The 25,692-nt window shown below is 67.7% G+C and carries 19 protein-coding genes; 4 read left to right on the top strand and 15 right to left on the bottom strand.

Annotated features, from left to right (window positions below):
• The 10 genes from J7E87_RS16490 to J7E87_RS16445 all read right to left on the bottom strand — a co-directional run bounded on the left by J7E87_RS16490 (position 1) and on the right by J7E87_RS16445 (position 15,476).
• Positions 1 to 1,005, bottom strand: coding sequence for an ABC transporter permease (locus J7E87_RS16490; RefSeq protein ID WP_215094579.1), 1,005 nt, complete (start codon positions 1,003 to 1,005; stop codon positions 1 to 3).
• Positions 998 to 1,921 carry an ABC transporter permease gene (locus J7E87_RS16485; RefSeq protein ID WP_215094577.1) on the bottom strand — a complete coding sequence of 308 codons (924 nt, stop codon included), beginning with the start codon at positions 1,919 to 1,921 and terminating at the stop codon, positions 998 to 1,000. Before J7E87_RS16485 ends, J7E87_RS16490 begins: the two co-directional genes overlap by 8 nt.
• 72 nt (positions 1,922 to 1,993) lie before the next feature.
• On the bottom strand, positions 1,994 to 3,619 hold the full coding sequence (locus J7E87_RS16480) for an ABC transporter substrate-binding protein (protein ID WP_215094575.1): 1,626 nt from the start codon (positions 3,617 to 3,619) through the stop codon (positions 1,994 to 1,996).
• Between the two features lie 370 nt (positions 3,620 to 3,989).
• The gene (locus tag J7E87_RS16475) at positions 3,990 to 5,114 is read right to left on the bottom strand and encodes an ABC transporter ATP-binding protein (RefSeq protein WP_215094573.1); all 1,125 of its coding nucleotides are present in this window, start codon (positions 5,112 to 5,114) and stop codon (positions 3,990 to 3,992) included.
• 14 nt (positions 5,115 to 5,128) lie between these two features.
• Positions 5,129 to 6,190 carry an ABC transporter ATP-binding protein gene (locus J7E87_RS16470; protein ID WP_215094571.1) on the bottom strand — a complete coding sequence of 354 codons (1,062 nt, stop codon included), beginning with the start codon at positions 6,188 to 6,190 and terminating at the stop codon, positions 5,129 to 5,131.
• Between the two features lie 10 nt (positions 6,191 to 6,200).
• On the bottom strand, positions 6,201 to 7,178 hold the full coding sequence (locus J7E87_RS16465; protein WP_215094569.1) for an ABC transporter permease: 978 nt from the start codon (positions 7,176 to 7,178) through the stop codon (positions 6,201 to 6,203).
• Between the two features lie 106 nt (positions 7,179 to 7,284).
• A complete protein-coding gene (locus tag J7E87_RS16460) occupies positions 7,285 to 9,081 on the bottom strand; it encodes an ABC transporter substrate-binding protein (RefSeq protein ID WP_215094567.1) in 1,797 nt (598 codons plus the stop codon).
• Between the two features lie 98 nt (positions 9,082 to 9,179).
• A complete protein-coding gene (locus tag J7E87_RS16455; RefSeq protein WP_215094565.1) occupies positions 9,180 to 10,217 on the bottom strand; it encodes an ABC transporter permease in 1,038 nt (345 codons plus the stop codon).
• A gap of 862 nt (positions 10,218 to 11,079) precedes the next feature.
• A complete protein-coding gene (gene typA / locus J7E87_RS16450; RefSeq protein WP_215094563.1) occupies positions 11,080 to 12,954 on the bottom strand; it encodes a translational GTPase TypA in 1,875 nt (624 codons plus the stop codon).
• A 287-nt stretch (positions 12,955 to 13,241) separates the two neighbouring features.
• Complete coding sequence (locus tag J7E87_RS16445) at positions 13,242 to 15,476, bottom strand: ABC transporter family substrate-binding protein (protein ID WP_215094561.1); 2,235 nt, start codon at positions 15,474 to 15,476, stop codon at positions 13,242 to 13,244.
• 321 nt (positions 15,477 to 15,797) lie between these two features.
• Here J7E87_RS16445 and J7E87_RS16440 point away from each other — a divergent pair, with 321 nt between their 5' ends.
• The 4 genes from J7E87_RS16440 to J7E87_RS16425 are packed head-to-tail and all read left to right on the top strand — an operon-like array spanning position 15,798 to position 19,613.
• On the top strand, positions 15,798 to 16,052 hold the full coding sequence (locus tag J7E87_RS16440; RefSeq protein ID WP_215094559.1) for a hypothetical protein: 255 nt from the start codon (positions 15,798 to 15,800) through the stop codon (positions 16,050 to 16,052).
• Between the two features lie 9 nt (positions 16,053 to 16,061).
• Positions 16,062 to 16,883 (top strand): hypothetical protein, encoded by an 822-nt coding sequence (locus J7E87_RS16435; protein ID WP_215094557.1) that lies wholly within the window; start codon positions 16,062 to 16,064, stop codon positions 16,881 to 16,883.
• Position 16,884: 1 nt separating this feature from the next.
• A complete protein-coding gene (locus J7E87_RS16430) occupies positions 16,885 to 18,840 on the top strand; it encodes a fumarate reductase/succinate dehydrogenase flavoprotein subunit (RefSeq protein ID WP_215094555.1) in 1,956 nt (651 codons plus the stop codon).
• Positions 18,837 to 19,613: a succinate dehydrogenase/fumarate reductase iron-sulfur subunit gene (locus J7E87_RS16425; RefSeq protein ID WP_215094553.1), complete on the top strand. Its 777-nt coding sequence runs from the start codon at positions 18,837 to 18,839 to the stop codon at positions 19,611 to 19,613. Before J7E87_RS16430 ends, J7E87_RS16425 begins: the two co-directional genes overlap by 4 nt.
• Positions 19,614 to 19,727: 114 nt before the next feature.
• Here J7E87_RS16425 and J7E87_RS16420 read toward each other — a convergent pair whose 3' ends face one another.
• The 5 genes from J7E87_RS16420 to J7E87_RS16400 form a co-directional block, all read right to left on the bottom strand.
• Entirely contained in the window at positions 19,728 to 22,262 is a 2,535-nt protein-coding gene (locus J7E87_RS16420; protein WP_215094551.1) for a SpoIIE family protein phosphatase, read from the bottom strand.
• 148 nt (positions 22,263 to 22,410) lie between these two features.
• The gene (locus tag J7E87_RS16415; RefSeq protein WP_215094659.1) at positions 22,411 to 22,827 is read right to left on the bottom strand and encodes an ATP-binding protein; all 417 of its coding nucleotides are present in this window, start codon (positions 22,825 to 22,827) and stop codon (positions 22,411 to 22,413) included.
• A 124-nt stretch (positions 22,828 to 22,951) separates the two neighbouring features.
• Positions 22,952 to 23,374 (bottom strand): (deoxy)nucleoside triphosphate pyrophosphohydrolase, encoded by a 423-nt coding sequence (locus J7E87_RS16410; protein ID WP_215094549.1) that lies wholly within the window; start codon positions 23,372 to 23,374, stop codon positions 22,952 to 22,954.
• Between the two features lie 91 nt (positions 23,375 to 23,465).
• Complete coding sequence (locus J7E87_RS16405; protein ID WP_215094547.1) at positions 23,466 to 23,645, bottom strand: SPOR domain-containing protein; 180 nt, start codon at positions 23,643 to 23,645, stop codon at positions 23,466 to 23,468.
• Positions 23,646 to 23,816: 171 nt separating this feature from the next.
• The gene (locus tag J7E87_RS16400) at positions 23,817 to 25,676 is read right to left on the bottom strand and encodes a cytosine permease (protein WP_251017541.1); all 1,860 of its coding nucleotides are present in this window, start codon (positions 25,674 to 25,676) and stop codon (positions 23,817 to 23,819) included.
• Between the last annotated feature and the right edge of the window lie 16 nt (positions 25,677 to 25,692).

Genomic DNA, 25,692 nt, shown 5'->3' with positions numbered 1-25,692 from the left:
TCAGCGCAGCTTGGGGTCGAGGGCGTCGCGCACCGCGTCGCCGAGCATGATGAACGCGAGCACGGTGATCGCCAGCGCGCCGGCCGGCCAGAGCAGCATGTGCGGGGCGTTGCGGATGTACGGCGAGGCTGAGGAGATGTCGATGCCCCACGACACGGTCGGTGGCTTGAGGCCGACACCGAGGAACGAGAGGGTCGCCTCCAGGGAGATGTAGGTGCCGAGCGCGATGGTCGCCACGACGATCACGGGAGCGACGGCGTTGGGGGTGATGTGCCGCAGCAGAATCCGGGAGTTGGACGCGCCGAGCGCCCGAGCCGCCTGGACGTAGTCGTTCTGCTTCGCGGTGATGACCGAGCCGCGCGCGATACGGGAGAGCTGGGGCCAGCCGAGCAGCACCATGAAGCCGATGACCGGCCAGACGGTGGAACTGGTGACGACGGACAGCAGGACCAGACCGCCGAGGACGACCGGGATGCCGAAGAAGATGTCCGTGACGCGGGACAGGATCGCGTCCGACGCACCGCCGAAGAAGCCGGCGAGACCGCCGAAGACGGAACCGATCAGGGCGACTCCGAGCGTGGCACAGACGCCGACGGTGACCGAGGTGCGGGCGCCGTAGACCGTACGCGTGTACACGTCGCAGCCCTGCCCGTTGAAGCCGAAGGGGTAGCCGGGCTGCGAGCCCTCCTGGGCCTTGGCGAGATCGCACTGGAGCGGATTGCCGGAGGCGATCAGCGAGGGCCAGATGGAGATGACGACCAGGAAGAGGATGACCAGGCCGGAGACGATGAAGATCGGGTTGCGCCGCAGATCGCGCCAGGCGTCGGACCACAGACTGCGGGCCCGTTCGCCGGAGGGGGCTGATGGATCCAGCTCGGCGGGCCCGGTGCCCTTGGGGCCACCGGGGAGCTTCTCGAGTGTCTCCCCCTCGCTGGTCGCGAGGTCCATCACGCCGCCCGCTCCCGTCGGAGCGACGGCTTCGTCCGGATCGTATCGCTCAGGCATACCGGATCCTCGGGTCGAGAACGGCGTACAGAAGGTCGACCAGGAGGTTCGCCACCAGGAAGACGATGACGAGCACGGTCACGAAGCCGACGACCGTCTGGGTGTTCTGGCGCAGAATCCCCTGGTAGAGCTGGTATCCGACGCCGTGGATGTTGAAGATGCGCTCGGTGACGATCGCGCCGCCCATCAGGGCGCCGATGTCGGTGCCGATGAAGGTGACCACCGGGATCAGCGAGTTCCGCAGCAGATGACGGCTGATCACCCGCCTTCTGGGGAGCCCCTTCGCCTTCGCGGTGCGGACGTAGTCGGAGCGGGCGTTCTCGGCGATCGAGGTCCGGGTGAGCCGGGTGACGTACGCGAGAGAGACCGAGGCGAGCACAAGTCCGGGGATGAGCAGCTCGTTGAAGGGTGCCTCGGGCGAGACCGCGGGCTTGATGACGCCCCAGTCGACGCCCAGCAGCAGCTGGAGGATGAGACCGGTGACGAAGGTCGGGACCGAGATGACGACCAGTGTGAGCAGCAGCACGCCGGTGTCGACGGGACGGCCGCGCCGCAGGCCCGTGATCACACCGAGCGTGATGCCGATGACGATCTCGAAGACGATCGCGACGATGGTGAGCCGGATGGTGACCGGGAAGGCCTCGGCCATCAGCTCGGTGACCTCCTGCCCGTTGAAGGCGGTGCCGAAGTCGCCGGTGAAGACGTTCCCCATGTACGTCAGGTATTGCTGCCACACCGGCTTGTCGAGTCCGAACTCCTTGCGCAGCTGGGCGGCAGTCGCCGGATCGCACTGCCGCTCGCCGCACAGGCCCGCGATGGGGTCGCCCATCACATTCACCATGAGGAAGATCAGCAGCGTGGCGCCGAAGAAGACCGGGATCATCTGCAGCAGACGCCGGATCACATAACGTCCCATGAGGGCTCCGGGGGTCGTGGGAAGGACGACGGCCCGGCGCGCAGGGAACGCCGGGCCGGTCGCCTCCCGCCGTCAGTTGACCTTGATCTCGTTGTAGACGGGGACGCTGAAGGGGTTCAGCGAGACATTGGAGACCCGGTCCGAGTAGCCGGCGCTGCCGTTCTGGTACCAGAGCGGGATGGCGGCCATCTGGTCGCGTACGACCCCTTCGGCCTTCTGGAAGGTCTCGACGGCTTTCTTGTTGTCGCTCTCGGCGTTGGCATCGTCGACGAGCTTGTCGAACTCCGGGTTGCTCCACTTGCCGTCGTTGGACGAGGCGTTGGTGTAGTAGAGCGGCTGCAGGAAGTTCTGGATGAGCGGGTAGTCCATCTGCCAGCCGGCCCGGAAGGGGCCGGGCATCTTGTGCTGCCCGATCTGGTTGCGGAAGTCCGCGAAGGTGCCGACCGGGTTGCCGACGCACGCCCTGTCGTTGCCCAGCACATTGTTGATGCTGTTGCAGACGGCGTCGACCCACTCCTTGTGCGAGCCGCTGTCCGCGTTGTACGAGAGTTTCAGCCGGCCGCCGGGGATGCCGCCGCCCTCTGTGATCAGTTTCTTCGCCTCGGCGGCGTTGTACTCGCAGGAGTCACCGCACAGCGAGTCGTCGAAGCCACCGTCCACGCCGAGCACGGGCGAGGTCCAGTCCTTTGCGGGCGTACGCGTCTTGTGGAAGATCGTGTCGGTGATCTGCTGTCGGTTGATCGCCATGGACAGCCCCGTGCGGACCTTCGCGCCCCCTGGGGTGTTCCAGGCCTTGTCGTAGAACGGGAAGGCGATGGTCTGGATGATGCCGGCGGGGGTGTTGATGTACCGGCCGGCGAGGTCCGCCTGCACATTCTTCAGCTGCGAGGCCGGCACATCGTCGACGAGGTCGAGGTTGCCCGCCGTCAGATCGGTGTAGGCGGTGTTGTTGTCCGTGTACACATTCAGGTCGACGCCGCCGTTCTGCGCCTTGTCGCTGCCCGGGTAGCCGTCCCACTTGCGCATCGACATCTTCGAGCCCTTGGCGTACGACTCGACGACATACGGGCCGTTGCCGACGGGCTTGGACAGCCAGGCCGCGTGGTTGGAGAAGAACGCGCTGGGCAGTGGGGAGAAGGCGGCGTAGCCGAGGGTGTCGGGCCAGGTGGAGAACTTCTGGGAGAGCTTGACCGTGAAGGTCTTCGCATCGACGACCTTGAGCCCGGAGAGGGTCTCGGCGGTGGGCCGGCCCTGCTCCGGGTGGACCTGGTCGTAGCCCTCGATGTAGCCGAAGAAGTAAGCGTTCTTCTGGTTGTTCTTGAGGTTGGCGCCGTAGTTCCAGGCGTCCACGAAGGACTTGGCCGTGACCTTCTCGCCGTCGCTGAAGGTCCAGCCGTCCTTGACGGTGACCGTGAAGTTCGTGGAATCCGTCGTGTCGATCTCCTCGGCGAGCATGTCCTTCGCCTCGCCGGTCTTCGGGTCGTACTGCTTGAGACCACGAAAGAGCATGTCGAGGACTTTGCCGCCCTGCACCTCGTTGGTGTTCGCGGGCTCCAGCGGGTTCTGCGGGTCGCCCCACGACGAGCTCACGATCCCGTCGGCACCACCGCCACCGCTGCCACCGCCGCCGCAGGCCGTGGCGGTGAGAGCGACAGCCACGGCGCATGCCGCCCATCTGGCGTGCGCGGCTCCACGCATGAGGTGCCTCCCGAGTCATGAGTCCGACTTAGGCCCAAATATCACCTCCTGCGCCATGGCGCGCATATTCTCATCGCCCGTCCGGCCCAGCGGCCGTGCCGGTCGGGACAGTAACCACCCACGTGTCCACGGCGAAGTGGAAGGCCATGCCGTGCGCCTCGTACAACCGCAACGCGCCCGTCTCGTTCCCGCCGTCCACAGCCGGTCCGATGGTGTCCCGGCCGCGGGCGGCGTATACGCCGCAGGCGTGGCGCAGCAGGCGTGGCGCAGCAAGTCGCTGCCGATTCCACGGGCCCGGGCCTTGAGGGGCCGGAAATGAGAATGCCCCGGCCGCCACAATGGCGGCCGGGGCATTCCCCGTGCTCTCGCGTCAGTCGTCGGAGCCGTTCTTCCCCTCCTCGAGCGCGGCGAGCGCCGGGTCCAGGATCACGTCCTCGGCTCGCTCGGTCGTCGGCTCCTCCGGGAAGTGGCAGGCCGTCAGGTGACCCTCACGGTTCCCGGAGATCTGCACCAGTGGCGGCTCCTCGGTCGCGCACTTGTCCTGCGCCTTCCAGCAGCGGGTGCGGAAGCGGCAGCCGGACGGCGGCATGATCGGGGAGGGAACGTCGCCGGAGAGGCGGATCCGCTCCTTCTTCGCGGCGTCGACGTCCGCCTCGGGCACGGCCGAGAGCAGGGCGTGCGTGTACGGGTGACGAGGCCTGTTGTAGAGGGAGTCGCGGTCGGCGACCTCTACCACCTTGCCCAGGTACATCACGGCCACGCGGTGCGAGAAGTGCCGCACGATCGCCAGGTCGTGGGCGATGAACAGGAAAGCGATACCCAGCTCGTCCTGGACCTTCTGCAGCAGGTTGACGACCTGTGCCTGGATCGACACGTCCAGCGCGGAGACCGGCTCGTCGGCGACGATCAGCTTCGGCTGGAGCGCGAGGGCCCGCGCCACACCGATGCGCTGGCGCTGGCCGCCGGAGAACTCGTGCGGGAAGCGGTTGTAGTGCTCCGGGTTGAGACCCACGGTCTCCAGGAGCTCTTGCACCCGCTTCTCGCGCCCGCCGGCCGGGTTGATGCCGTTGACCTCCATCGGGCTCTTGATGATGGTGCCGACGGTCTGCCGCGGGTTCAGCGACGAGTACGGGTCCTGGAAGATCATCTGGATCTCGGACCTGACCGGCGCCAACTGCTTGCGGCCGGCGCGGGTGATGTCCTGCCCGGCGTAGGTGATCTTGCCGCCGGTCGGTTCCATCAGCCGCGTGATCAGCCGGCCGGTGGTGGACTTGCCGCAGCCGGACTCGCCGACGAGGCCGAGGCTCTCACCGGCGTGCACGGACAGGTCGATCCCGTCCACCGCCTTGACGGCACCGACCTGGCGCTTGAAGGGGAAGCCGCCGTAGATCGGGAAATGCTTGGTCAGGCCCTCGACGGTGAGCAGTGGCTCGCCCCGGTCGGTTGCCCCATCGGATGTTCCCTGCTGCTTAGGCAGAGTGACGTTCTCGCTCATGTCTCTGCGTCTCCCTAGCCAAGCCGGGGCTTGATCTGATCAATGAAGATGGTCTGCTTCTGCTGCGACGTGAGATGGCAGGCAGCGGCCCGCCCCTCAGCCAGCTGCGGCCGCTCACCGGAGCACCGCGAGTCCTCCACCTTGCCGGTGAAGGTGCAACGCGGGTGGAAGGGGCAGCCGGAGGGCGGGTTGAGCAGGCTCGGCGGGGAGCCGGGGATCGGCGTGAGCGCCTCGTCGATGTCGCCCCCGAGGCGCGGCATCGAGCTCAACAGCCCCCACGTGTACGGGTGCTGGGGTGCCGTGAGCACCTCGCGGACGCTGCCGCGCTCCACCGCCCGCCCCGCGTACATCACGAGCAGGTCATCGGCCATGTTGGCGATGACACCGAGGTCGTGGGTGATGAAGATGATCGCCGACCCGAACTCCTGCTGGAGGTCCTTGAGCAGGTCGAGGATCTGCGCCTGGACGGTCACGTCGAGCGCGGTTGTCGGCTCGTCGGCAATCAGCAGGTCGGGGTTGCAGATCAGCGCCATGGCGATCATCGCGCGCTGGCGCATACCGCCGGAGAACTGGTGCGGATAGTCGTTGAAGCGCAGCGCGGGCTGCGGAATGCCGACCTTGTCCAGCATCTCGATGGCCCGTGCCTTCGCCTGCTTCTTGGAGGCGCCGGTGTGCTTCATGAACGGCTCGGCGATCTGCCGGCCCACCGTGTAGTACGGCGAGAGCGCCGTCAGCGGGTCCTGGAAGATCATCGCGACCTTGTTGCCGCGGAGCTTCTCCAGCTCCTTCTCGGGCGCGTCGGTCAGCTCCTGGCCGTCGAGGCGGATCGATCCGTCGACAGCGCTGGTCTTGGGGTTGTGCAGACCGAGGACGGTCAGGTTGGTCACGGACTTGCCGGAGCCCGATTCGCCCACGATGCCCAGCGTCTTGCCACGCTCGACGTCGAAGGAGAGGCCGTCGACCGCGTTGACGATGCCGTCCTCGGTGGAGAACCGCACCCGCAGGTCGCGGACCGAGAGGAAGGCCTCCGGCCCGGTCGGGGCCGGTGTGTCTTCGGTCTTGGTCATTGTGGTCACGGTCGTTCTCCTAGGCGAGGCGCACGCGCGGGTCGATGTAGGCGTAGGCGAGGTCCACGATGATGTTCAGGATCAGGATGAAGAAGGCCCCGAACAGCATCACGCCCATCGTCAGCGGCAGGTCCTTGGTCAGTGACGACTCCACCGCCAGGCGGCCGATGCCCGCCAGGTCGAAGGTGAACTCGGTGACCACCGCGCCCGCGAGGAGTCCGCTGAGGTCCATGCCGAGGATGGTGACGATGGGGGTGAGAGAGCCGCGCCAGGCGTAGCGGAAGAAGACGTACCGCTGTCGCATGCCCTTGGCCCGCGCGGTCCGGACATGCTCTTCCTGAAGCTGCTCGATCATGGTGGAGCGGGCCATACGTGTGTACTGGGCGGTGAAGATGGTCGCCATGACGGCCCAGGGGATCAGCATGCCGACGGCCCAGCCGACCGGATCGTCCGTGAACGGAACGTACTTGGGGTTCTCCATCCAGCCGGTGCTGTAGACGAAGATGCCAAGAACGATCGGCCCCAGGAAGTAGATCTGGAACGAGCTGAGCACCATCGAGGCGCCACTGACGACCTTGTCGACCACAGTGCCGCGCTTCCAGGCGGCGAGCATGCCCGAGCCGAGTCCCAGCACCAGGAAGATGACCAGACCGCCGACGGTCAGCGACAGCGTCAGCGGGAAGCGGTCCATGATCGAGTCCCAGACGAAGTTGCCGGAGTCGAAGGAGAGCCCCAGACACGGCGCTGCGCAGTGTCCGACAGCGAAGTCGCGGCCGGCCACGATGCCGACCATGAAGTCCCAGAACTGAGCCGTGATGGGCTTGTCGAGGCCAAGGTTCTCGCGGATGACCGCGATGTTCTCCGGCGTGCAGTTCTTGCCGCAGGAGAGCTCGGCGAAGTCCTGGGGGATCGTATAGAACAGGAAGAACGTGAAGGCGCCGATCAGGAACATGATGACGACGGCGCCGGTCAACCTGCGGATGAGGAACTGAAGCATCGCGGAAGGCTGCTCTCTTCGGAAGCGGCGGGGTTGTGAGGGGTGAGGGTCCGTGGGGGTGCGCTCCGCCTGGCGCACACCCCCACGGATCAGCCGTGCTTCGGTGTTACGGCTGGATCAGGTACAGGTCGTTGATGTCGATGTAGCTCGACTCGGTGCTGTACTTGACGCCGCCGACGTTCGAGCCGGACAGCTGGATCTGCTTGGAGTAGTAGACCGGGGCAGCCGGGTTGATCTCCTCCACGATGCGGTGGTGGATCTCCTCCCACTTCTTGGCGGCAGCCGCGGGCTCCAGCGTCAGTGCCTCGTTGATGCCCTGGGTGACCTTCTCGTCCTTGATGTGCGAGTAGTTCGGGGCGCCGTCGGCGACCAGGTCACCGTCGTAGACCGGGGTGACAACCGTGCCCGGGGACGGCCAGTCCTGGCCCCAGCCGGTCATGTACAGGTCGAACGGGTTGTTGAGCTTGCCGACCTGCTCGTAGAAGGTGGCGCGCTCGATCTCCTTGGCCTGGACGTCGAAGCCGATCTTGTTGAGCGCGTCCTTGATGATGACCATCTGCTTCTGGCCACGCGGCGTGTTGGAGTAGGCGTAGGAGAGCTTCGTGCCCTGCTTGACGCCCGCTTCCTTCAGCAGCTCCTTGGCCTTGGCCGGGTCGCCGTTGGGCTTCTTCAGCTTGCCGAACGGGTCGTACTTCGCGTCGAAGCCCGGCAGGGTCGGCGCGAACAGACCGCCGGCGAGCTCGCCGCCGTACTTACCGCCGTCAGCCTGGATCATGGACTGGCTCGGGATCGCGTGGGTGATCGCGTCGCGGATCTTCTTGTCCTTCAGACGGTCCAGGTTGAAGGACATCTGCCAGACGTAGGGCTGGTAGCCCTTGATGGCGCGCTTGTTGACCGCCGCGTTGCCCACCACGGACTGCATCTGGGCCGGGTCGACCGAGTCCGTGAACTGGATGGCGTTCTTGGCTTCGCCCTGGTCGGCAATCAGACGCTTGGTCTGGCTGGCCTGGTCGATGGTCGTGGTGAAGTTGTAGCCGTCGACGTACTGGTGGCGCACCGAGTCCGTCTTCGGGTCCCAGTTCGTGTTCTTCACCAGCTTCAGGGACTTGCCGGTCTTGTACTCGGCGACCTTGTACGGGCCCAGCGACTTCGGGGCCTTGTCGTACTTCTCCTTCGTGTCCGCCTTCTGGGGAACGATGGCGTAACCCGCCATGGCCAGCGCCTGCGGGAGGTCGGGCTGCGGGGCCTTGAAGTTGAAGACGACCGTCTTCGCGTCCGGGGTCGCAAGGACGCTGTCCGGCAGGTGCTTGCCCTTGTACGGACCGTCCGGCAGCGCCTCGCGGTACTTGCCGCCGGAGAGCCAGTCCTGGACGTAGGTCGGACCGTCGAAGATGACCTTCGAGTACATGCGCTCGATGGTGTGACGGACATCGGCGGACGTGATGACGTTGCCGTCCTGGTCCTTGATGCCGTCCTTGAGCGTGTACGTCCAGGTCTTGCCGCCGTTGGACGACTTGCCGGAGTCGGTGGCAACGTCACCGACGACGGTCAGGTTGCCCTTGTCGTCCTCCTGGAAGTTGGTCAGACCACGGTGGACCAGGTTGGCGAACTGGCCCGCGTCACTGACGTAGATCTGGCCCGGGTCCATGTGGGACAGGTCCGACTGCATGTAGACGTTGATGCTGCCGCCGGGCTTGGCGCCCGGAACCGCTGCCGCGGGGCCGTTCGAAGCGGCGGTGTCGCCGTAGACGACAGGCTTCGACTGCGACGAGGCGTCCTGCTTGGACTTGGACTCGTCCTTGGCGTTCTTACCGCTGTCCTTGGAGCAGCCGGTAAGCGCCAGCGAGCCGGCCGCGACCGCGACGACTATGGCGCGGGCGGAGCGCGATTGAGTGGGCTTCATGATGCTCGTTGCACCTACCTGTCCGTTGTTATCCAGAAGAGCTGCCTGGCCGTCCGGTTGCCCGGCGCGAGGGCGGCAGCCACCCCCGCCCATGGACGTCACCGTCCGGTCTTGGGGTCGAACGCGTCCCGGACCGAGTCGCCAAGAAGGTTGAAGGCGAGCACGAAAACCACCATGGCGATGCCCGGGAAGAACATGAACGCCGGGTCCTGCTCGTAGATGTTGGCGCCGATCGCGAACATCCGGCCCCAGTCAGGGGTCGGCTCCACGAAGCCGACACCGACGAACGAGAGGAAGGCGATGCTCAGGATGGAGCTGGGCAGTGTGTAGGTGCCCTGCACCAGGATCGGGGTGACGATGTTCGGCAGGATCTCCTTGCGCACGATCCGCCACCGCGAGGCGCCCGAGACCTTGGCCGCCTCCACGAACTCCCGCTCACGCAGAGACAGGACGGAGCTCCTGACCAGACGGGCCATGCCCATCCAACCGAGGAACCACATCACCAGGATGATCGCGACTGCGCGCAGGTAGGTGGGGGTCTCGTCCGACGGAGACACGAACAGCGCGGTCACGACGGGCATGAAGGCGATGAAGAACAGCTGGTTCGGGAAGGCCAGGAAGAAGTCGGTCACCCGGCCCAGCCAGTAGTCGACCCTGCCGCCGAAGTAGCCACCCACCATGCCGATGATCACGCCCGTGAGCACGCTGAGCAGCGTCAGGACGAGTGCCATGAACAGCGAGGTGCGCATGCCGTAGAGCAGCATGGTGAACACGTCGCGGCCCAGGTTCGGTTCGACACCGAACCAGAAGTCTCCGGAGATGCCACCCAAGCTCCCGGTGGGCATCGCGAAGTCGTCGAGCAGGAACGGATAGTCCGGTTCCTGGGCGTAGAGCGTGTAGGGATTCTTGCCGTACAAGGCGGAGATCACCGGGGCCAGCGCCGCGATGGCGAAGAAGAAGAGCACCACCAAGGCGGAGATCACGCCCGTGCGGTCGCGCTTGAAGCGCGTCCACATCAGCTGGCCGGGTGAGCGGCCGGCAAGGGTCTTGCTCTCCGCGGCATCGGTCTTGGTCGCGGTCTCTTTGTCCAAGGTGACAGAGGAGTCGGTGTCCTCGGTCTCAATTGGACTGGTCATGATGTGTCCATTCACGGGTGTCGGGTGACCCGCGTTTCCTGCGCGCTGCGGCGGCCGAGCGATTTGCACTCGAACCGGCGTGAGCGCTGCATGACGATCCCTGAGTTGCCATCCGTCACCCTGTACGGGTGCGGCCGCGTCACCCCTTGCCCAGGGGAGCACCCGCAGGCAAGAAGGTTGGAAGGAGCGTCGATCGGGGTGGGTTCCACCCCCAGGAGCGCGAGCCGAGCGGTTGACCGGGTCTCAGAATCGCCGGCCGCTGCCAGCGACCTGGCCGGATGATTTGCGCTGGAAAAGACCGGCCGTACGAGCCGTCTGCGACGACCCGACCCCACTGGCGCTCATGGCACCGCGCATGGGTTCCTCCTCAGGAGTCCACGTGTTCACTGCGAGACTGGGCACATGACACCCGCCGACACCCCTGACGGCGAAGAGCAGTACCCCGTGTGCTCGTGAGTCGGCGCTCCCCACAGCGCGTGACCCGTTGACCCGAGCTCAATGAAGCCAACTATTGGGTAAGTTCAGGCGGTAAACCACACCTAAAGCATCTCGTTTTGGCAACATCACCCCACGCCAGAGGCTCAGAATTCGGACAAAGGGATCGCAGACAGACACCCGCGAAACGGACTGTTAATACAGGTTTCCGGTGAGCAACGTCCGATAGTCGATCGTGCGGGGTAGGAAATCCTGTTGACGGAGGACCTCCGGGCCGTGCTCCGTTCCGGCGGTTTCGCAGGACGTCGACAGACGCAAACGGCCCGGACGCCCCCACTGGTGGGGGCGTCCGGGCCGCTTCCGGTCACCGGGTCGCCATCGGCCGCTGGGCCGGCTTCCGGCCAGACGGGCGGGCGCCCGCGGGGCGTCAGTTGCGCTTGGCGCGGGAGGCCGTGCGGCCGCGCTCCTTCTGGTCCAGGACGACCTTGCGGATACGAACCGTCTCCGGGGTCACCTCGATGCACTCGTCGTCGCGGCAGAACTCCAGCGACTGCTCCAGGGAGAGCTTGCGCGGCGGGACGACGTTCTCCGTCGTGTCCGCGGAAGCCGCACGCATGTTGGTGAGCTTCTTCTCCTTGGTGATGTTCACGTCCATGTCGTCGGAGCGCGAGTTCTCGCCGATGATCATGCCCTCGTACACCTCGGTGCCGGGCTCGGTGAAGATGACACCGCGCTCCTGGAGGTTGATCATCGCGAACGGTGTCACCGAGCCCGAACGGTCCGCCACCAGCGAGCCGTTGTTACGGGTGCGCAGCTCGCCGAACCAGGGCTCGTGGCCCTCGAAGATGGAGTGCGCGATGCCCGTGCCGCGGGTCTGGGTCAGGAACTCCGTACGGAAGCCGATCAGGCCGCGGGACGGCACGATCCACTCCATGCGGATCCAGCCCGAGCCATGGTTGGTCATCGTCTCCATACGGCCCTTGCGGGTCGCCATCAGCTGCGTGATGGCGCCGAGGTGCTCCTCGGGAGAGTCGATCGTCATGCGCTCGATCGGCTCGTACGTCTTGCCGTCGACCTGCTTGGTGACGACCTCGGGCTTGCCGACGGTCAGCTCGAAGCCCTCACGGCGCATCTGCTCGACCAGGATGGCCAGCGCGAGCTCACCACGGCCCTGGACCTCCCAGGTGTCGGGGCGCTCGGTCTCCAGGACGCGGAGCGAGACGTTGCCGACCAGCTCCCTGTCCAGGCGGTCCTTCACCTGGCGGGCCGTGACCTTGTGGCCCTTGCCGCCCTTGCCGACCAGCGGCGAGGTGTTCGTACCGATGGTCATCGAGATCGCGGGCTCGTCGACCGTGATCAGCGGGAGCGCGATCGGGTTCTCGGGGTCGGCCAGCGTCTCGCCGATCATGATGTCCGGGAATCCGGCGACCGCGCAGATGTCGCCCGGGCCCGCCTTCTCGGCGGCCTTGCGGGTGAGCGCCTCGGTCATCAGCAGCTCGGTGATGCGGACGTTGGACATCGAGCCGTCACGCTTGATCCAGGTGACGGTCTGGCCCTTCTTCAGCTCACCCTGCTCGACGCGGCAGAGCGCGATACGGCCGAGGAAGTTGTCGGCGTCCAGGTTGGTGACATGGGCCTGGAGCGGCGCGGCCTCGTCGTACTCCGGGGCCGGGACGTGCTCGAGGATCGTGTTGAAGAACGGCTCCAGGTTCTCGCTGTCGGGCGGGACGGTGCCGTCCTCCGGCTTGGTCAGCGAGGCAACGCCGTCACGGGCGCAGGCGTAGACGATCGGGAACTCGATCTGCTCCTCGTCCGCGTCCAGGTCCAGGAACAGGTCGTAGGTCTCATTGACGACCTCGTCGATCCGGGAGTCCGGGCGGTCCGTCTTGTTGATGCAGAGAATGACGGGCATCCGGGCCTGGAGGGCCTTGCGGAGCACGAAGCGGGTCTGCGGGAGCGGGCCCTCGGAGGCGTCCACGAGCAGAACGACCGCGTCCACCATGGACAGACCGCGCTCCACCTCGCCGCCGAAGTCGGCGTGGCCGGGGGTGTCGATGATGTTGATGGTGATCGGATCCCCGCCGGCCTTGGGGTGGTACTTCACGGCGGTGTTCTTCGCCAGGATCGTGATGCCCTTCTCACGCTCCAGGTCGTTCGAGTCCATCATGCGGTCGTCGAGGTGCTCGGCGGCATGTGCGGCGAAGGCGCCAGCCTGCTTCAGCATGGCGTCGACCAGGGTGGTCTTGCCATGGTCGACGTGGGCGACGATGGCAACGTTACGGATGTCGTGGCGCGTGGGCATGCTGACTAGCGCTTCTCTCGATCGTGGGATCAGGCGTCTGACGGTCGTAGCCTCGTCCGCCCGCCGGGCGGACACGCCACGGCTAGTCCTATGGTACGGGGCCGCCGCGTCCGGGGCTTCCCGGCCCGATCGGGTGATAGATCGTGGAGCACTTGGTGGAGCGCTGGGGGTGTGCTGAAACGTGCGGTGGAGCGGGGTCAACAGCCCGGGTCAAGGGTCGTCACGATCTTGCCCGCCGGTGTGGCCGGCGGGCAAGGGACTTGAGCCAGTTCTGAGGTTCTGACCTGCTACTTCTTGGTAGTTTTGGGCTTCTTGAAGCCGATGTCCTGGTACCGGGGAGCGGCGAAGCCGAAGGCGCCGGCGTTGACCACCGCGGGCCTGGCCGCGATCAGCTCGGGGCGCTGGTAGAGCGGAATGGATCCGGCCGCGGCCCAGATCCGGGCGTCGGCCTTGCGCACCAGGTCACGGGCGGCCTCCTCGTCCAGCTCGGCGGCCGCCTGGTCGAAGAGCTGGTCGATGTGGTCGGAGCCGACGCGGGTGTAGTTCTGCTCCACCAGCAGCGAGCCGTCGCTCGCGGGCACGGGCTTCGCGAAGATCGGGCGGGCGTCGGTCGCCGGGTAGGCGGTGGCGGGCCAGGAGTACAGGGCCAGGTCGTAGTCGCCCGATGCGATGTGGTCCTTGAAGTAGCTCTCGTCGGCGACCTTGGTGATCTCGGTGCGCACGCCGATGCGGCCCAGCATCCGCGCGATCTTGTCGCCCACACTGCGCAGCCCCTCGGAGCCATGGCCCGAGGGGAGGACGAAGCGCAGGGTGAGCGGCTTGCCGTCCTTGCCGATCGTGCGGGCCGCCCGGACGGGGGCGGCCGTACCGCGCGGGGCGTACGCTCCGGCCATCCCGCCCCGCTTCTCCGCGGCGTTCGTCCGGGGCCTGGTCGCGGGGTCGTCGTCGAGGGACTCGGCCTGCCGTTGCAGGCTCATGCCCTGGGCAGCCGCGGCGGGGGCGGGCGCGAGGACATGGGTACCGCTGCTGCCGGTGTCGGGGCCGTGGGCCTGGCCGGCGGGCTTGTCGTCACCGACGATGTAGAGCCCGTCGGAGGAAGGCTTGTCGTCCTGCTTCACCGGCTCGGTCGTGCTGGGCGACGGCTTCTCATCGCCCTTGGCCTCGCCGCCCGCCTTGGCCGGGGCGGTCTTCCTGCGCGCTCCGGCCGGCGTCCAGCCGGCGTCGGCCAGCAGTGCCTTTGCCTCCTTGGTGCTCTGCTCGCCGAGCGCTGCGCTGTTGTCGGCGTACGCCCGCTGGCCGGCCAGTGCCAGATGGCTTCCGGGCGGGGCGGCCGGCAGGCCGAGCGGGGCCAGTACGGTCTCCGCCAGCTCCTTGCGGTTCAGCGCGCGGGCCACAGCACGGCGCACCCGGTCGTCGGCCAGCGGTCCCTTCTCGCCGTTCAGCGCGAGCTGGGTGTACACGGGCTCCAGCGACTTGCGGATCACATAGCCGCGCAGTGCGGTCTGTTCGCTGGCGTACTGCCTGATCGCCTCGAAGGGCTGTTCACCGACCTGCTGCGAAATCGCCTCCCCTTTGTCGTCCGCGCCTTCCGGGCCGTCGGCGAGCGGCTGGCCGCCGGCGCCCTTCTTCTCCCGCGGCGCGAGGGCGATCCGGTCCGCGGTCCGCCAGTCGACCTCGGCGAGGTCGACGCTGCCCGCGGCGACAGCGGCGGAGCGCTCGTCGCGCGGCACGGCGGTCAGCACCAGCCGCTCCAGCTTGGCCCGCTCCCCCCACCAGCGGGGATTGCGTACGAGAGTGGTCGTGCCCGTCGCGTGGTCGACGGACTTCAGCTGGAAGGGGCCGGCCATCGCCTTGAGCGTGGTGCGGGCCCCGTCGTTGAAGGAGGACGGGGTGCCGGTGATGTCCCTCGGGTAGAGCGGGGTGAAGAGGGACTGCCAGTCCGCGTACGGCTTCTTGAAGGTGATCTTGACCTCGAGGTCGTTGGCACCGCGCTCGATCTTCTCGATCCGCTCGTAGCCGGCGTTCCTCGCGGTCCAGTACGCGGAGTCCTTGCCGCTCAGCGCGCGCCACTGGGAGACGAAGTCGGCCGCACCGATCTCCCGGCCGTCGCTCCACACCGCTTCCTGGTTGAGCTTGTAGAGGACGACCTGCTTGGGCTCGCGTTTGACGATCTCGGCGGACTCGACGTAGTCGGGGTTGCGCTGCGGACGGCCGCTCGGGTCGAGAGTGAAGAGGGAGGGGAGCACGGCCCCGGCGATACGCGTCGTGGCGGCGTCCGCGTCGGCCTGGAAGGCGTTGAGCGTGGTGGGCAAGGCGTCGATCGCCCAGCGCAGGGTTCCTCCGTCGGCGACCGAGTCGCGCCCGGCGGGCGCGATGTCCTGGGCCGGGGCCTTGCCGGTGTCGGCCTCGTCCGAGCTGCAGCCCGCCAGTGCGGGCAGAGCGAGTACCCCGCTGGTGAGCAGCGCGACAGAGCGGAGCGTACGGGAGCATGTCCTCCCGCGTGGCGCGTCGACTTTGGACATGGCTTGTACCTCTTCGTCCACTTTTGCGGAATTTGGAGATGATCACACCGATTGCTGTCCACTGAAGGCGAAGGGGCGCGACAGGTGGCGGCGACACGGCGTGGCCGGCGCCCAAGGTCACCCGTGTAGCCCAACGTAGAACCGGGCATACCGTGCCAGAAAGGTAGAAAATGAGGGTCGTGATATCCGAACCACGAGGGGCGCGCTGAAAGCGCATGCGCCGGGAATCCCTGCACGTCCCTTCACAAGGGGGGACGTGACGCGCGACACTCGCAGGCGCATGAGCCATGCCACCGCACCCTGCGGAAGTGAGGGCAAGTCATGTCCCAGCAGGAAGATCTGATGGCGATCCAGCGGCGCCTCGACGAACTGGTCCAGCGTGTCGGAGAGCTGGAGCGGACCGTCGATCAGCTGCGTGGCGCCGGCCCGGCCACGACTGCCGAGCCGATCACACCGGGCACGAAGACACCGAGCCGCCCCGAACTGGTCACCATTCCCGACGTCCCGTACAACAACGCGCTGTGGACGGATTCGGACGACGAGGGCCTGGGCGTCCGAGACCGGCACGCTCCCTAGGAGACCTCGTTGGCCACAGGTACTGAACCACCACAAGTCAATACAGGCGTGCACGGTGCCGCGCGCGCCGCCATCGGCCCGCGGCATCTGCGCACCGACCGCTGGTGGCTGGCGCCCGCCCTGACCGCCGGCGGGTTGCTCGCCTTCGTCGTCTACTCGACCTGGCGGGCATTCGCCAACGCCGACTACTACGCGGCGCCGTATGTCTCGCCGTTCTACTCGCCCTGCCTCGCGGAGAACTGCGAGCCGATGCGGGGCGGCCCCAACTGGGAGATCTTCGGCAGCTGGTGGGGCCTGTCCCCCGCCCTGCTGATCCTGATCTTCCCGCTCGGCTTCCGGCTGACCTGCTACTACTACCGCAAGGCCTACTACCGGGGCTTCTGGGCCTCGCCCCCGGCCTGCGCGGTCGCCGAGCCGCACAAGAAGTACTCCGGCGAGACCCGCTTCCCGCTGATCCTGCAGAACATCCACCGGTACTTCTTCTACACGGCGATCCCGGTCGCCGGAATCCTCACGTACGACACCGTGCTCGCCTTCCGCGACGAGCACTACGAGTGGGGCCATATGGGCCTCGGCACCCTCGTTCTCCTGGTCAACATCGTGCTGATCTGGGCGTACACCGTCTCCTGCCACTCCTGCCGGCACATCATCGGCGGCCGGCTGAAGCACTTCTCCAAACACCCGGTGCGCTACCGCCTGTGGAGCTGGGTCGGCAAGCTGAATGAGCGTCACACGGTGCTCGCATGGGCCTCGCTGATCAGCGTCGCGCTCGCCGACTTCTACGTCTATCTCGTCGCGTCCGGTGCCTTCGACGATCCGAGGTTGTTCTGACATGACGCAACTCGAACGACAGCAGTGGGACGTCGTGGTGGTGGGCGCGGGCGGCGCGGGCCTGCGGGCCGCCATCGAAGCGCGCGAGCGGGGCGCTCGTACGGCGGTCATCTGCAAGTCCCTCTTCGGCAAGGCCCACACCGTGATGGCCGAGGGCGGCATCGCCGCCTCCATGGGCAATGTGAACGCCGGGGACAACTGGCAGGTGCACTTCCGCGACACCATGCGCGGCGGAAAGTTCCTCAACCAGTGGCGGATGGCGGAACTGCACGCGCGTGAGGCGCCCGACCGGGTCTGGGAGCTGGAGACCTGGGGCGCGCTCTTCGACCGGACGGCCGACGGGAAGATCTCCCAGCGGAACTTCGGCGGACACGAGTACCCACGGCTCGCGCACGTCGGCGACCGGACCGGCCTGGAGCTGATCCGTACGCTCCAGCAGAAGATCGTCTCGCTGCAGCAGGAGGACAAGGAAGAGTTCGGCGACTACGAAGCCCGGTTGAAGATCTTCCAGGAGTGCACGGTCACTCGCGTCCTGAAAGAGCACAGTCTCAAGGACGGCGAAAGGGTTGCCGGGGCCTTCTGTTACGAGCGGGAGTCCGGGCGCTTCTTCGTGCTGGAGGCCCCGTCCGTGGTGCTGGCCACCGGCGGTATCGGCAAGTCCTTCAAGGTGACGTCGAACTCCTGGGAGTACACCGGCGACGGGCACGCTCTGGCGCTGCTCGCGGGGGCTCCGCTGCTCAATATGGAGTTCGTGCAGTTCCATCCGACCGGGATGGTCTGGCCGCCGTCGGTGAAGGGGATCCTCGTCACCGAGTCGGTGCGCGGCGACGGCGGAGTGCTGCGCAACTCCGAGGGCAAGCGGTTCATGTTCGACTACATCCCGGATGTCTTCAAGGAGAAGTACGCGCAGTCGGAGGAGGAGGGCGACCGCTGGTACGAGGACCCGGACAACAACCGGCGTCCTCCTGAGCTGCTGCCGCGCGACGAGGTGGCCCGCGCCATCAACTCCGAGGTCAAGGCCGGTCGCGGCTCCCCGCACGGCGGCGTCTTCCTGGATGTCTCCACCCGGATGCCGGCGGAGGTGATCCGGCGCCGGCTGCCGTCGATGTACCACCAGTTCAAGGAGCTGGCGGATGTCGACATCACGGCGGAGCCGATGGAGGTCGGACCGACCTGTCACTACGTGATGGGGGGTATCGCCGTCGAGTCCGACACCGCGGCCGCGGTCGGGGTTCCCGGCCTGTTCGCGGCGGGCGAGGTCGCGGGCGGGATGCACGGCTCCAACCGGCTCGGCGGGAATTCGCTGTCCGACCTGCTGGTCTTCGGCCGGCGGGCGGGTCTGCACGCGGCCGAGTACGCGGAAGGGGTCCGCGAGCGCCCCACGGTGCAGGACGGGCAGATCGACGAGGCCGCGGCGGAGGCGCTGCGTCCGTTCAGCGCCGAGGGGCCACAGCCGGGCGAGGAGAACGGAAAGCCTCCGGAGAATCCGTACACCCTCCATCAGGAGCTCCAGCAGACGATGAACGACCTGGTCGGCATCATCCGGCGCGGAGCGGAGATGGAGCAGGCGCTGGACAGGCTGGCGGGCCTGCGGGTACGGGCGCGGCGCGCCGGGGTCGAGGGGCACCGGCAGTTCAACCCCGGCTGGCACCTCGCGCTGGACCTGCGGAACATGCTGCTGGTCAGCGAGTGCATCGCGCGGGCCGCGCTGGAGCGCACGGAGAGCCGGGGCGGGCACACCCGCGAGGACTGCCCGGCCATGGAGCGCGAGTGGCGGCGGGCCAATCTGCTGTGCCAACTCGTCGACCCCACCGGCGGTTTGGCGGCCACCGATCCGGTGCGCGGCCAGATCGCGCTCGTACGGAAGACGACCGAACCCATCCGTCCCGACCTGCTCGCTCTCTTCGACAAGGAGGAGCTGGTCAAGTACCTCGCCGAAGAGGAGCTCTACGAGTGAGCAGCTACACAGCGGCCTTCAAGGTCTGGCGCGGTGATGCGGACGGCGGGGAGCTCAGGGACTTCGCCGTCGAGGTCAACGACGGGGAGGTCGTCCTCGACATCATCCACCGCCTCCAGGCCACCCAGGCCTCCGATCTGGCGGTCCGCTGGAACTGCAAGGCGGGCAAGTGCGGTTCGTGCAGCGCGGAGATCAACGGCCGGCCGCGGCTGTTGTGCATGACCCGGATGTCGGTCTTCTCGCGCGAGGAGACGATCACGGTGACGCCGCTGCGGGCGTTCCCGGTGGTGCGGGACCTGGTGACGGATGTGTCCTTCAACTACGCGAAGGCGCGCGAGGTGCCCTCGTTCGTGCCGCCGCCGGGGGTGCGGGCGGGTGAGTACCGGATGCAGCAGATGGATGTGGAACGCTCGCAGGAGTTCCGCAAGTGCATCGAGTGCTTCTTGTGCCAGGACACCTGCCATGTGGTGCGCGACCACGAGGAGAACAAGGCCGCGTTCGCCGGTCCGCGCTTCCTGATGCGGGTGGCGGAGCTGGACATGCACCCGCTGGACGCGGCCGGCGAGGCGGGCCTGGACCGCAAGAAGGCCGCCCATGACGAGCACGGTCTGGGCTATTGCAACATCACGAAGTGCTGCACGGAGGTGTGCCCCGAGGGCATCAAGATCACCGACAATGCGCTGATCCCGCTGAAGGAGCGCGCGGTGGACCGGAAGTACGACCCGCTGGTGTGGCTGGGCAACAAGATCAGGCGGCGGGGCGCGGAGGACTAGGGGCTCCGGAGGGACCGCCGGGGGCCGCTGAGCCGAGATGCGGTCCCCAGCGCGGCGTGGTCGCGCCGGTCGGCCCGGGCCTTCCGGCCCGGGCCGTCGGCCTTCCTGGGGGCGTCAGAACATGCTGAGCAGTTGCTCGACGGTGGGCTCGGACGTCGAGTCACCGTCGGGCAGGGGGAGTTCGAACCAGACCGTCTTGCCGCGCGGGGTCCGGCGCGAGCCCCAGGCCGCGCTCAGCAGGCCGACCAGTTGCAGTCCGCGGCCGCCCTCGTCGGTGTCGCGCGCCCGTCGTCGTCTTGGCTGGACCAGGCCCGCGTCCCACACCTCGCAGACCAGGGTGCGGTCGCGCAGCAGGCGCAGCCGGATCTCGCCCTCGCCGTACCGCAACGCGTTGGTGACCAGCTCGCTGACAAGCAGCTCGACCGTGTCGACGAGGGCCTCGAGGTCCCAGGCGACCAGCTGGGCGCGGGCCAGTTCGCGAGCGCGGCCGACCGAGCGCGGCTCGCGCGGCAGCCGCCAGTCGCCGACGGCATCGACGGGCAGCCCCTGGATGCGGGCCATCAGGAGCGCGATGTCGTCCTCGCCGTGCCGGGTGTCGAGAGTGTTCAGCACATGGTCACAGACGTCTTCGAGGGGATGTACGGGATCGGTGAGCGCCGTGCGGAAGGCGCGCAGCCCCTCGTCGAGGGGGTGGTCACGGGATTCGACGAGCCCGTCGGTGTAGAGCGCGAGCAGCGCGCCTTCCGGGAGCTCGACCTCGACCTCCTCGAAGGGCTCGCCGCCCACTCCGAGCGGCATCCCCGGCGGCACGTCGAGCAGCAGCGCCTCCTCGCCCGGTTCGACGAGCACAGGCGGCAGATGGCCGGCGTTGGCGAAGGTGCAGCGCCGGGTGACCGGGTCGTAGACGGCGTAGACACAGGTGGCGAGATAGACCTCGGAGAGGTCGGCCTCGCGGGATTTGTGGGCGACGCGCGAGGCCTGCTGGGCGCCGCTGGGGGTGCCGAGGCCGCGGGCGATCTCGTCGAGCGCCGAGAGCACTTCGGCCGGTTCCAGGTCCAGCAGCGCCAATGTCCGTACGGCCGTGCGCAGTTCACCCATGGCGACCGCGGCACGCAGCCCCCGCCCCATCACATCGCCCACCACCAGCGCGGTGCGGTGGCCCGGCAGTTCGATGACGTCGAACCAGTCTCCGCCCACTTCGGTGGCCGTGTTGCCCGGGAGATAGCGACAGGCGATGTCCAGGCCGGCTGCCTCGGGGTCTCCGGGCGGGAGCAGGCTGCGCTGAAGGATCAGCGCCCGCTCGTGTTCCCTGCGGTAGAGCCGGGCGTTGTCGATGCAGACGGCCGCGCGGGCGGCGAGCTCGACGGCGAGCGCCCGGTCCCGTTCCCCGAAGGGCTCGCTGCCCTTCGTACGGGAGAACTGCACCAGGCCGACGACGGTGTCGTGCGCGACCATCGGCACCGCGAACGTGGACTGGACGAGGGTGCCTTCCTCGCCCGGGATCGACTGGACCCGGGCGGTGCGCAGGGCGCTGGCGCACGGCGAGTTGAACGGATAGTGGTGCACCTCGCCGACCGCGGTGGGGGTGCGTTCGTCCTGGCCGCAGCCGGGGGTGGCGACCAGCGGCGCGTCGGAGACGGCGCTGGCGAAGGCGACCCGGCGCAGCTCGGCGCTGCCGTCCGCGCTACCGGGGGGAGCCTCGTCACCGGTGAGGAGTCCTTGATAGAGGTCGACCGATGCCAGGTCGCAGAAGCCGGGGACCGCGACGTCGAGGAGTTCGCGGGCGGTGGTCTCCAGATCGAGGGAGTTGCCGATGCGGGCGCTCGCCTCATTGAGGAGAGCGAGGTTGCGTCGGGCGCTGGCGGCCTCGCGGGCCGCGTTGTTGCGGCGGGTCACATCGGTGCCGATTCCGGCCACGCCGATGGGGTGGCCGGATCCGCTGTGCACCCGGTAGAGGTTGATCGACCAGTGCCTGCGTTCCGTGCTGCCCGGCACCGCCCCGACGATCTGGAGGTCGATGGCGGATTCGCCGGTCTCCAGGACCCGGCGCAGCGACGCGTTCATCCGCTCGGCCTCGGGGCGGGAGAGATAGTCGTGGACGGTGCGTCCTCGGTGGTCCTCGGCGGCGCCCCCGAAGACGGTGGCGAAGCGCTGGTTGGCGCGCTGCACGGTGAGGTCCGTGCCGAACAGGAGGAAGCCGAAAGGAGATTGGCCGAAAATAGCCTCCGAAGCGGCGAGATCACTCTCGATCCGGCGCAGTGCGCGGACATCAACGACGATACAGAGCGCAGCCTTGTCGCCGCTCTCCGTCTCACTCGGCATCACATAGACCTCGGCGACGCCGTGCGCGCCGCGCTGCCTGGGCATGCGGAAGGGGACCAGGCCGGTCCACTCCTTGCCGTCCAGGATCTCGGCCACCTGGCGGCGGCCGCGCGGGCGCAGCTCGGCGGGCATGAAGACCTCGACCGGGTCCTTGCCCCTGACCTCGTCTGCAGTGATACCGAAGAGATCTACGGCACGCCGACTCCACTGGTCGACCAGCCCGTCCGGGCCGATCGAGAAAGAGGCGACTTTGATGTAGTCATAGATCGAGCCAGGCGGGCTGCTCTGCCATATGACACCGCTCGCCGTCTCAGGTATTTCGCTCACGCGACCGTCCCCTCCAGCTCACCGCACCGGACCGGCCATGACCGCAGTATTCAGCACTACGGCCCTGACCAACACGGCGTTCACGATCACAGCACGGTCTCGTTCATTTTGAGCCGGGCCTAACAGTGATCATTGTCCCTTCACACTTCTAACCAGTGAGGGGCAGCTCGAACCACACGGTCTTGCCGGTTCTGCCGCGCCGGGTACCCCACCGACTGGCAGTACAAGCCACCAGTTGCAGCCCGCGTCCACTCTCGTCATCGGGCTTCGCGGGGCGTTCGACGGGCGGAACCGGGAGCGGGTCGGAGACTTCGACAAGCAGGCTGGGGGCACTCTCGCCGGGCTCGGGGCGGACCAGCCGGACCCCGATCGGACCCGATGCGTACCGTAGAGAATTGGTCACCAGCTCGCTGACCAGGAGCACAGTGACATCACCTATGACCTGGTTCAGCCCCCAGGCGCGCAGGGTGTCGCGCACGACATGCCGGGCGGTGCGCACGGCGTCGGGCTCGGCAGGGAAGGTCCACTCGGCGACCTCGCCTTCGGTGTCGATCACACCGCTCACTTCCCAGACGGGCAGGAGATCCACGCCCCATTTAGGACGTTTAATCAGCACATACCCGATATTTGGGGCGAGGTATCGCGGCGAGGGCGGCAATGGGCGCACCGTGGCACGAACGGCGTATGCGTCAGTCGCGCGCGCCGTCCCGCTCGCTTTCCCGCAGCAGTCGCGCGGCCTCGGCCACGGCGGGCCGGTCCTGATCCAGCCAGTCGACGGCATCGGTCTCGTGCGGCGCCAGCCAGCGCAGCGCGTCGTGGTCCTCGAGCGGCTGCGGCTCCCCGGAGAGCAGCCGGGCAGTCCACACCTGGAGTACATAGCCGGGTTTGAGCACCCACTCGCCGGGGATCCGCGCCAGCGGCTCCGTCTCGACGCCCAGCTCCTCGCGCAGCTCGCGCACGAGCGCCTGCTCGGGGCTCTCCCCCGGCTCCAGCTTGCCGCCCGGCAGCTCCCAGCGGCCGGCGAGGTCCTCGGGAGCGCTGCGGCGAGCGGCAAGCAGCCGCCCCCGGTCGAACACGGCCCCGGCCACCACCACTACGCGACGCTCGTTCATGCGCCGGAGCGTACTTCGGAGCGCAATCCGCGCCGGCTCACGGGCCGGCCGATGCGGGTCGGCTGCCTGCCGCCCGCCCGGCGCCGGGCGGCTAGTGTGTCGTCTGCCCGATGCGCTCGACCGAGTACAGCTGCTTGTGTCCGCGGCCGTCGAGCGTGTCCGCGATCTGCTGCGCCTCGTCCCTGGTGGCGTATCTGCCGACGCGATAGCGGTTGCCGTTGTCGTCCTGCCGTACGACGATCCAGGGCAGCACAGCGCCACCGTCGTTCATCGCGCCCCTCCCTCGGCCGGCCTGCAGGTCTGTAACGATCGCCAGGAAACCGCACTACGCATATGCCCGAGCCTACGCCTGACCTTTACTCAGCGGATACGGGTTTTCACAAAGAGATAAGAAAGAGGGGCGCACCCGTCTGGATGCACCCCTTCTGGCTGGTTCCGGCCCCTAGGCGCCGGGCGACGGCGCCTCCGGTTCGACCTTCGGTGCGGCTTCCAGCACCACCACCGGCCCGGCCTTCGCCTCGACCACCGGCCCGGCCTTCGGCACCGCCACCGCCACGGCCTTCGGCATCGTCGGCACCGGCATCAGCACCGGGCCCGCCGCCGGGTCCTTGCGGCAGACGTCTCCGCACTCGGAGTCGAGCGAGCAGCACAGCGAGCAGATCGGGCCCGACTGGACCGGACAGTCCGCGATGTCGGGAAGCTCGTACGCCGTCTCGCACACCGCGCACTCATGGGTGGCGGCGATGTCCTCGATCCCGGCGTCCGGGCCTCCTTCAAAGCCGTCGGCCCGGGAGTATCCCCATACCGGGTTCGGCCTGGCCAGGTAGTACTTGCCCTTCGTCGCCCAGGCGATCAACGGGCAGAGCACCAGGGCCAGTCCGGCCGCGATGAAGGTCGAGAAGGCTTCCGCGTACCGGCCGAAGAGACCGAAGAAGGCGAGGATCGAGACCGTCGACGCGATCACCATCGCACCGAAGCCGGCCGGGTTCACGGCGTACAGATACGCCCGTTTGAACTCGATGTACTTCGGGCTGAGCCCGATCCGCTTGTTGATGACCAGGTCGGCGGCGACCGCCGCGATCCAGGCGATGCCCACGTTCGAGTAGAAGCCCAGCAGCTTGCCCAGGGCCGCGAACATGTTCATCTCCATCAGCGTCAGCGCGATGGCGAGGTTGAGGAAGATGTACCAGACCCGTCCCGGGTGCCTGTGGGTGATCCGGGAGAAGAAGTTCGACCAGGACAGCGAGCCGCTGTAGGCGTTGGTCACATTGATCTTGACCTGCGAGACGATCACGAACAGCGCGGCGGCGGGCAGGGCGACCGAGCCGAGCCACGGCTTGAGCGCCTCGATCTGCGGGGCGATCGGCTCCAGGGCGTGCGTCTTGCCGACGGCCTCCAGCGCGACGAAGGCGAGGAACGCGCCCCCGAGCTGCTTGGCCGCGCCGATGATGACCCAGCCCGGTCCCGCGGCGAGCACAGCAAGGTTCCAGCGGCGCCTGTTCTCCTCCGTCTTGGCAGGCATGAAGCGCAGATAGTCGGCCTGTTCGCCGATCTGCGCGATGAGGGAGAGCGCAATGCCGGTGCCCAGCCCGAAGCCGATCCAAGAGAAGCCCGCGCCAGCCCCCTCTGTACCGCCGAAGGAGCCGAACGCCCCCCAGGCGTCCGGGGCTTCGAAGGCCAGCACCACGAAGGGCAGCACCATGCCGATGATCCAGACCGGCTGCGTCCATGCCTGCACCTTCGCCAGCGCGCCCATGCCCTTGAAGACGATCGGGATGACGACCAGCGTGGTGAGCAAGTAGCCGATCTCGACGGGCAGTCCGACGGCCTGGTGCATGGCCTGCGCCATGATCGAGCCTTCGAGCGCGAAGAAGATGAAGGTGAACGACGCGTAGATGAGGGAGGTGAGCGTGGAGCCGAAGTAGCCGAAGCCGGCGCCGCGAGTGACCAGGTCCATGTCCAGGCCGTATTTTGCGCAGGCCCGGGCGATCGGTATCCCGGTGAGGAAGATGATCACCGCGGCGGTGAGGATCGAGGCGAGCCCGCTGGTGAAGCCGTAGGTGAAGACGATCGAGGCGCCGATGGCGAAGTCCGCGAGATAGGCGATGCCGCCGAGCGCGGTGCCGGCGACCATCGAGGGCGACCAGCGCCGGAAGGACTGCGGCGCATAGCGCAGCGAGTAGTCCTCGCGGCTCTCGTCGGCGGCGAGCTTGGCGTAACTTCGCTTGGGTGGCGGCGACTGCCGCTCGATGTCCGGGGTGTTGGCCGGCGTCGTGGCGACAGAAGTGGCGGTGTCCGTCATCGGTGACTTCCCGTTC

This window comes from Streptomyces sp. ISL-1, assembly GCF_018614585.1.
Taxonomy (GTDB): domain Bacteria; phylum Actinomycetota; class Actinomycetes; order Streptomycetales; family Streptomycetaceae; genus Streptomyces; species Streptomyces maoxianensis.
The sequence above is the reverse complement of the archived record's forward strand: the minus strand, read 5'-3'. Positions and strand labels throughout refer to the sequence as shown.

What these genes read in the sequence shown, in the direction of transcription:
- J7E87_RS16475 (WP_215094573.1), bottom strand. Translation starts at nt 5,114, where the DNA reads ATGAGCGAGAACGTCACTCTGCCTAAGCAGCAGGGAACATCCGATGGG.
- typA (WP_215094563.1), bottom strand. Translation starts at nt 12,954, where the DNA reads ATGCCCACGCGCCACGACATCCGTAACGTTGCCATCGTCGCCCACGTC.
- J7E87_RS16405 (WP_215094547.1), bottom strand. Translation starts at nt 23,645, where the DNA reads ATGAACGACGGTGGCGCTGTGCTGCCCTGGATCGTCGTACGGCAGGAC.
- J7E87_RS16440 (WP_215094559.1), top strand. Translation starts at nt 15,798, where the DNA reads ATGTCCCAGCAGGAAGATCTGATGGCGATCCAGCGGCGCCTCGACGAA.
- J7E87_RS16460 (WP_215094567.1), bottom strand. Translation starts at nt 9,081, where the DNA reads ATGAAGCCCACTCAATCGCGCTCCGCCCGCGCCATAGTCGTCGCGGTC.
- J7E87_RS16465 (WP_215094569.1), bottom strand. Translation starts at nt 7,178, where the DNA reads ATGCTTCAGTTCCTCATCCGCAGGTTGACCGGCGCCGTCGTCATCATG.
- J7E87_RS16480 (WP_215094575.1), bottom strand. Translation starts at nt 3,619, where the DNA reads ATGCGTGGAGCCGCGCACGCCAGATGGGCGGCATGCGCCGTGGCTGTC.
- J7E87_RS16410 (WP_215094549.1), bottom strand. Translation starts at nt 23,374, where the DNA reads ATGAACGAGCGTCGCGTAGTGGTGGTGGCCGGGGCCGTGTTCGACCGG.
- J7E87_RS16400 (WP_251017541.1), bottom strand. Translation starts at nt 25,676, where the DNA reads ATGACGGACACCGCCACTTCTGTCGCCACGACGCCGGCCAACACCCCG.
- J7E87_RS16455 (WP_215094565.1), bottom strand. Translation starts at nt 10,217, where the DNA reads ATGACCAGTCCAATTGAGACCGAGGACACCGACTCCTCTGTCACCTTG.
- J7E87_RS16490 (WP_215094579.1), bottom strand. Translation starts at nt 1,005, where the DNA reads ATGCCTGAGCGATACGATCCGGACGAAGCCGTCGCTCCGACGGGAGCG.
- J7E87_RS16430 (WP_215094555.1), top strand. Translation starts at nt 16,885, where the DNA reads ATGACGCAACTCGAACGACAGCAGTGGGACGTCGTGGTGGTGGGCGCG.
- J7E87_RS16445 (WP_215094561.1), bottom strand. Translation starts at nt 15,476, where the DNA reads ATGTCCAAAGTCGACGCGCCACGCGGGAGGACATGCTCCCGTACGCTC.
- J7E87_RS16485 (WP_215094577.1), bottom strand. Translation starts at nt 1,921, where the DNA reads ATGGGACGTTATGTGATCCGGCGTCTGCTGCAGATGATCCCGGTCTTC.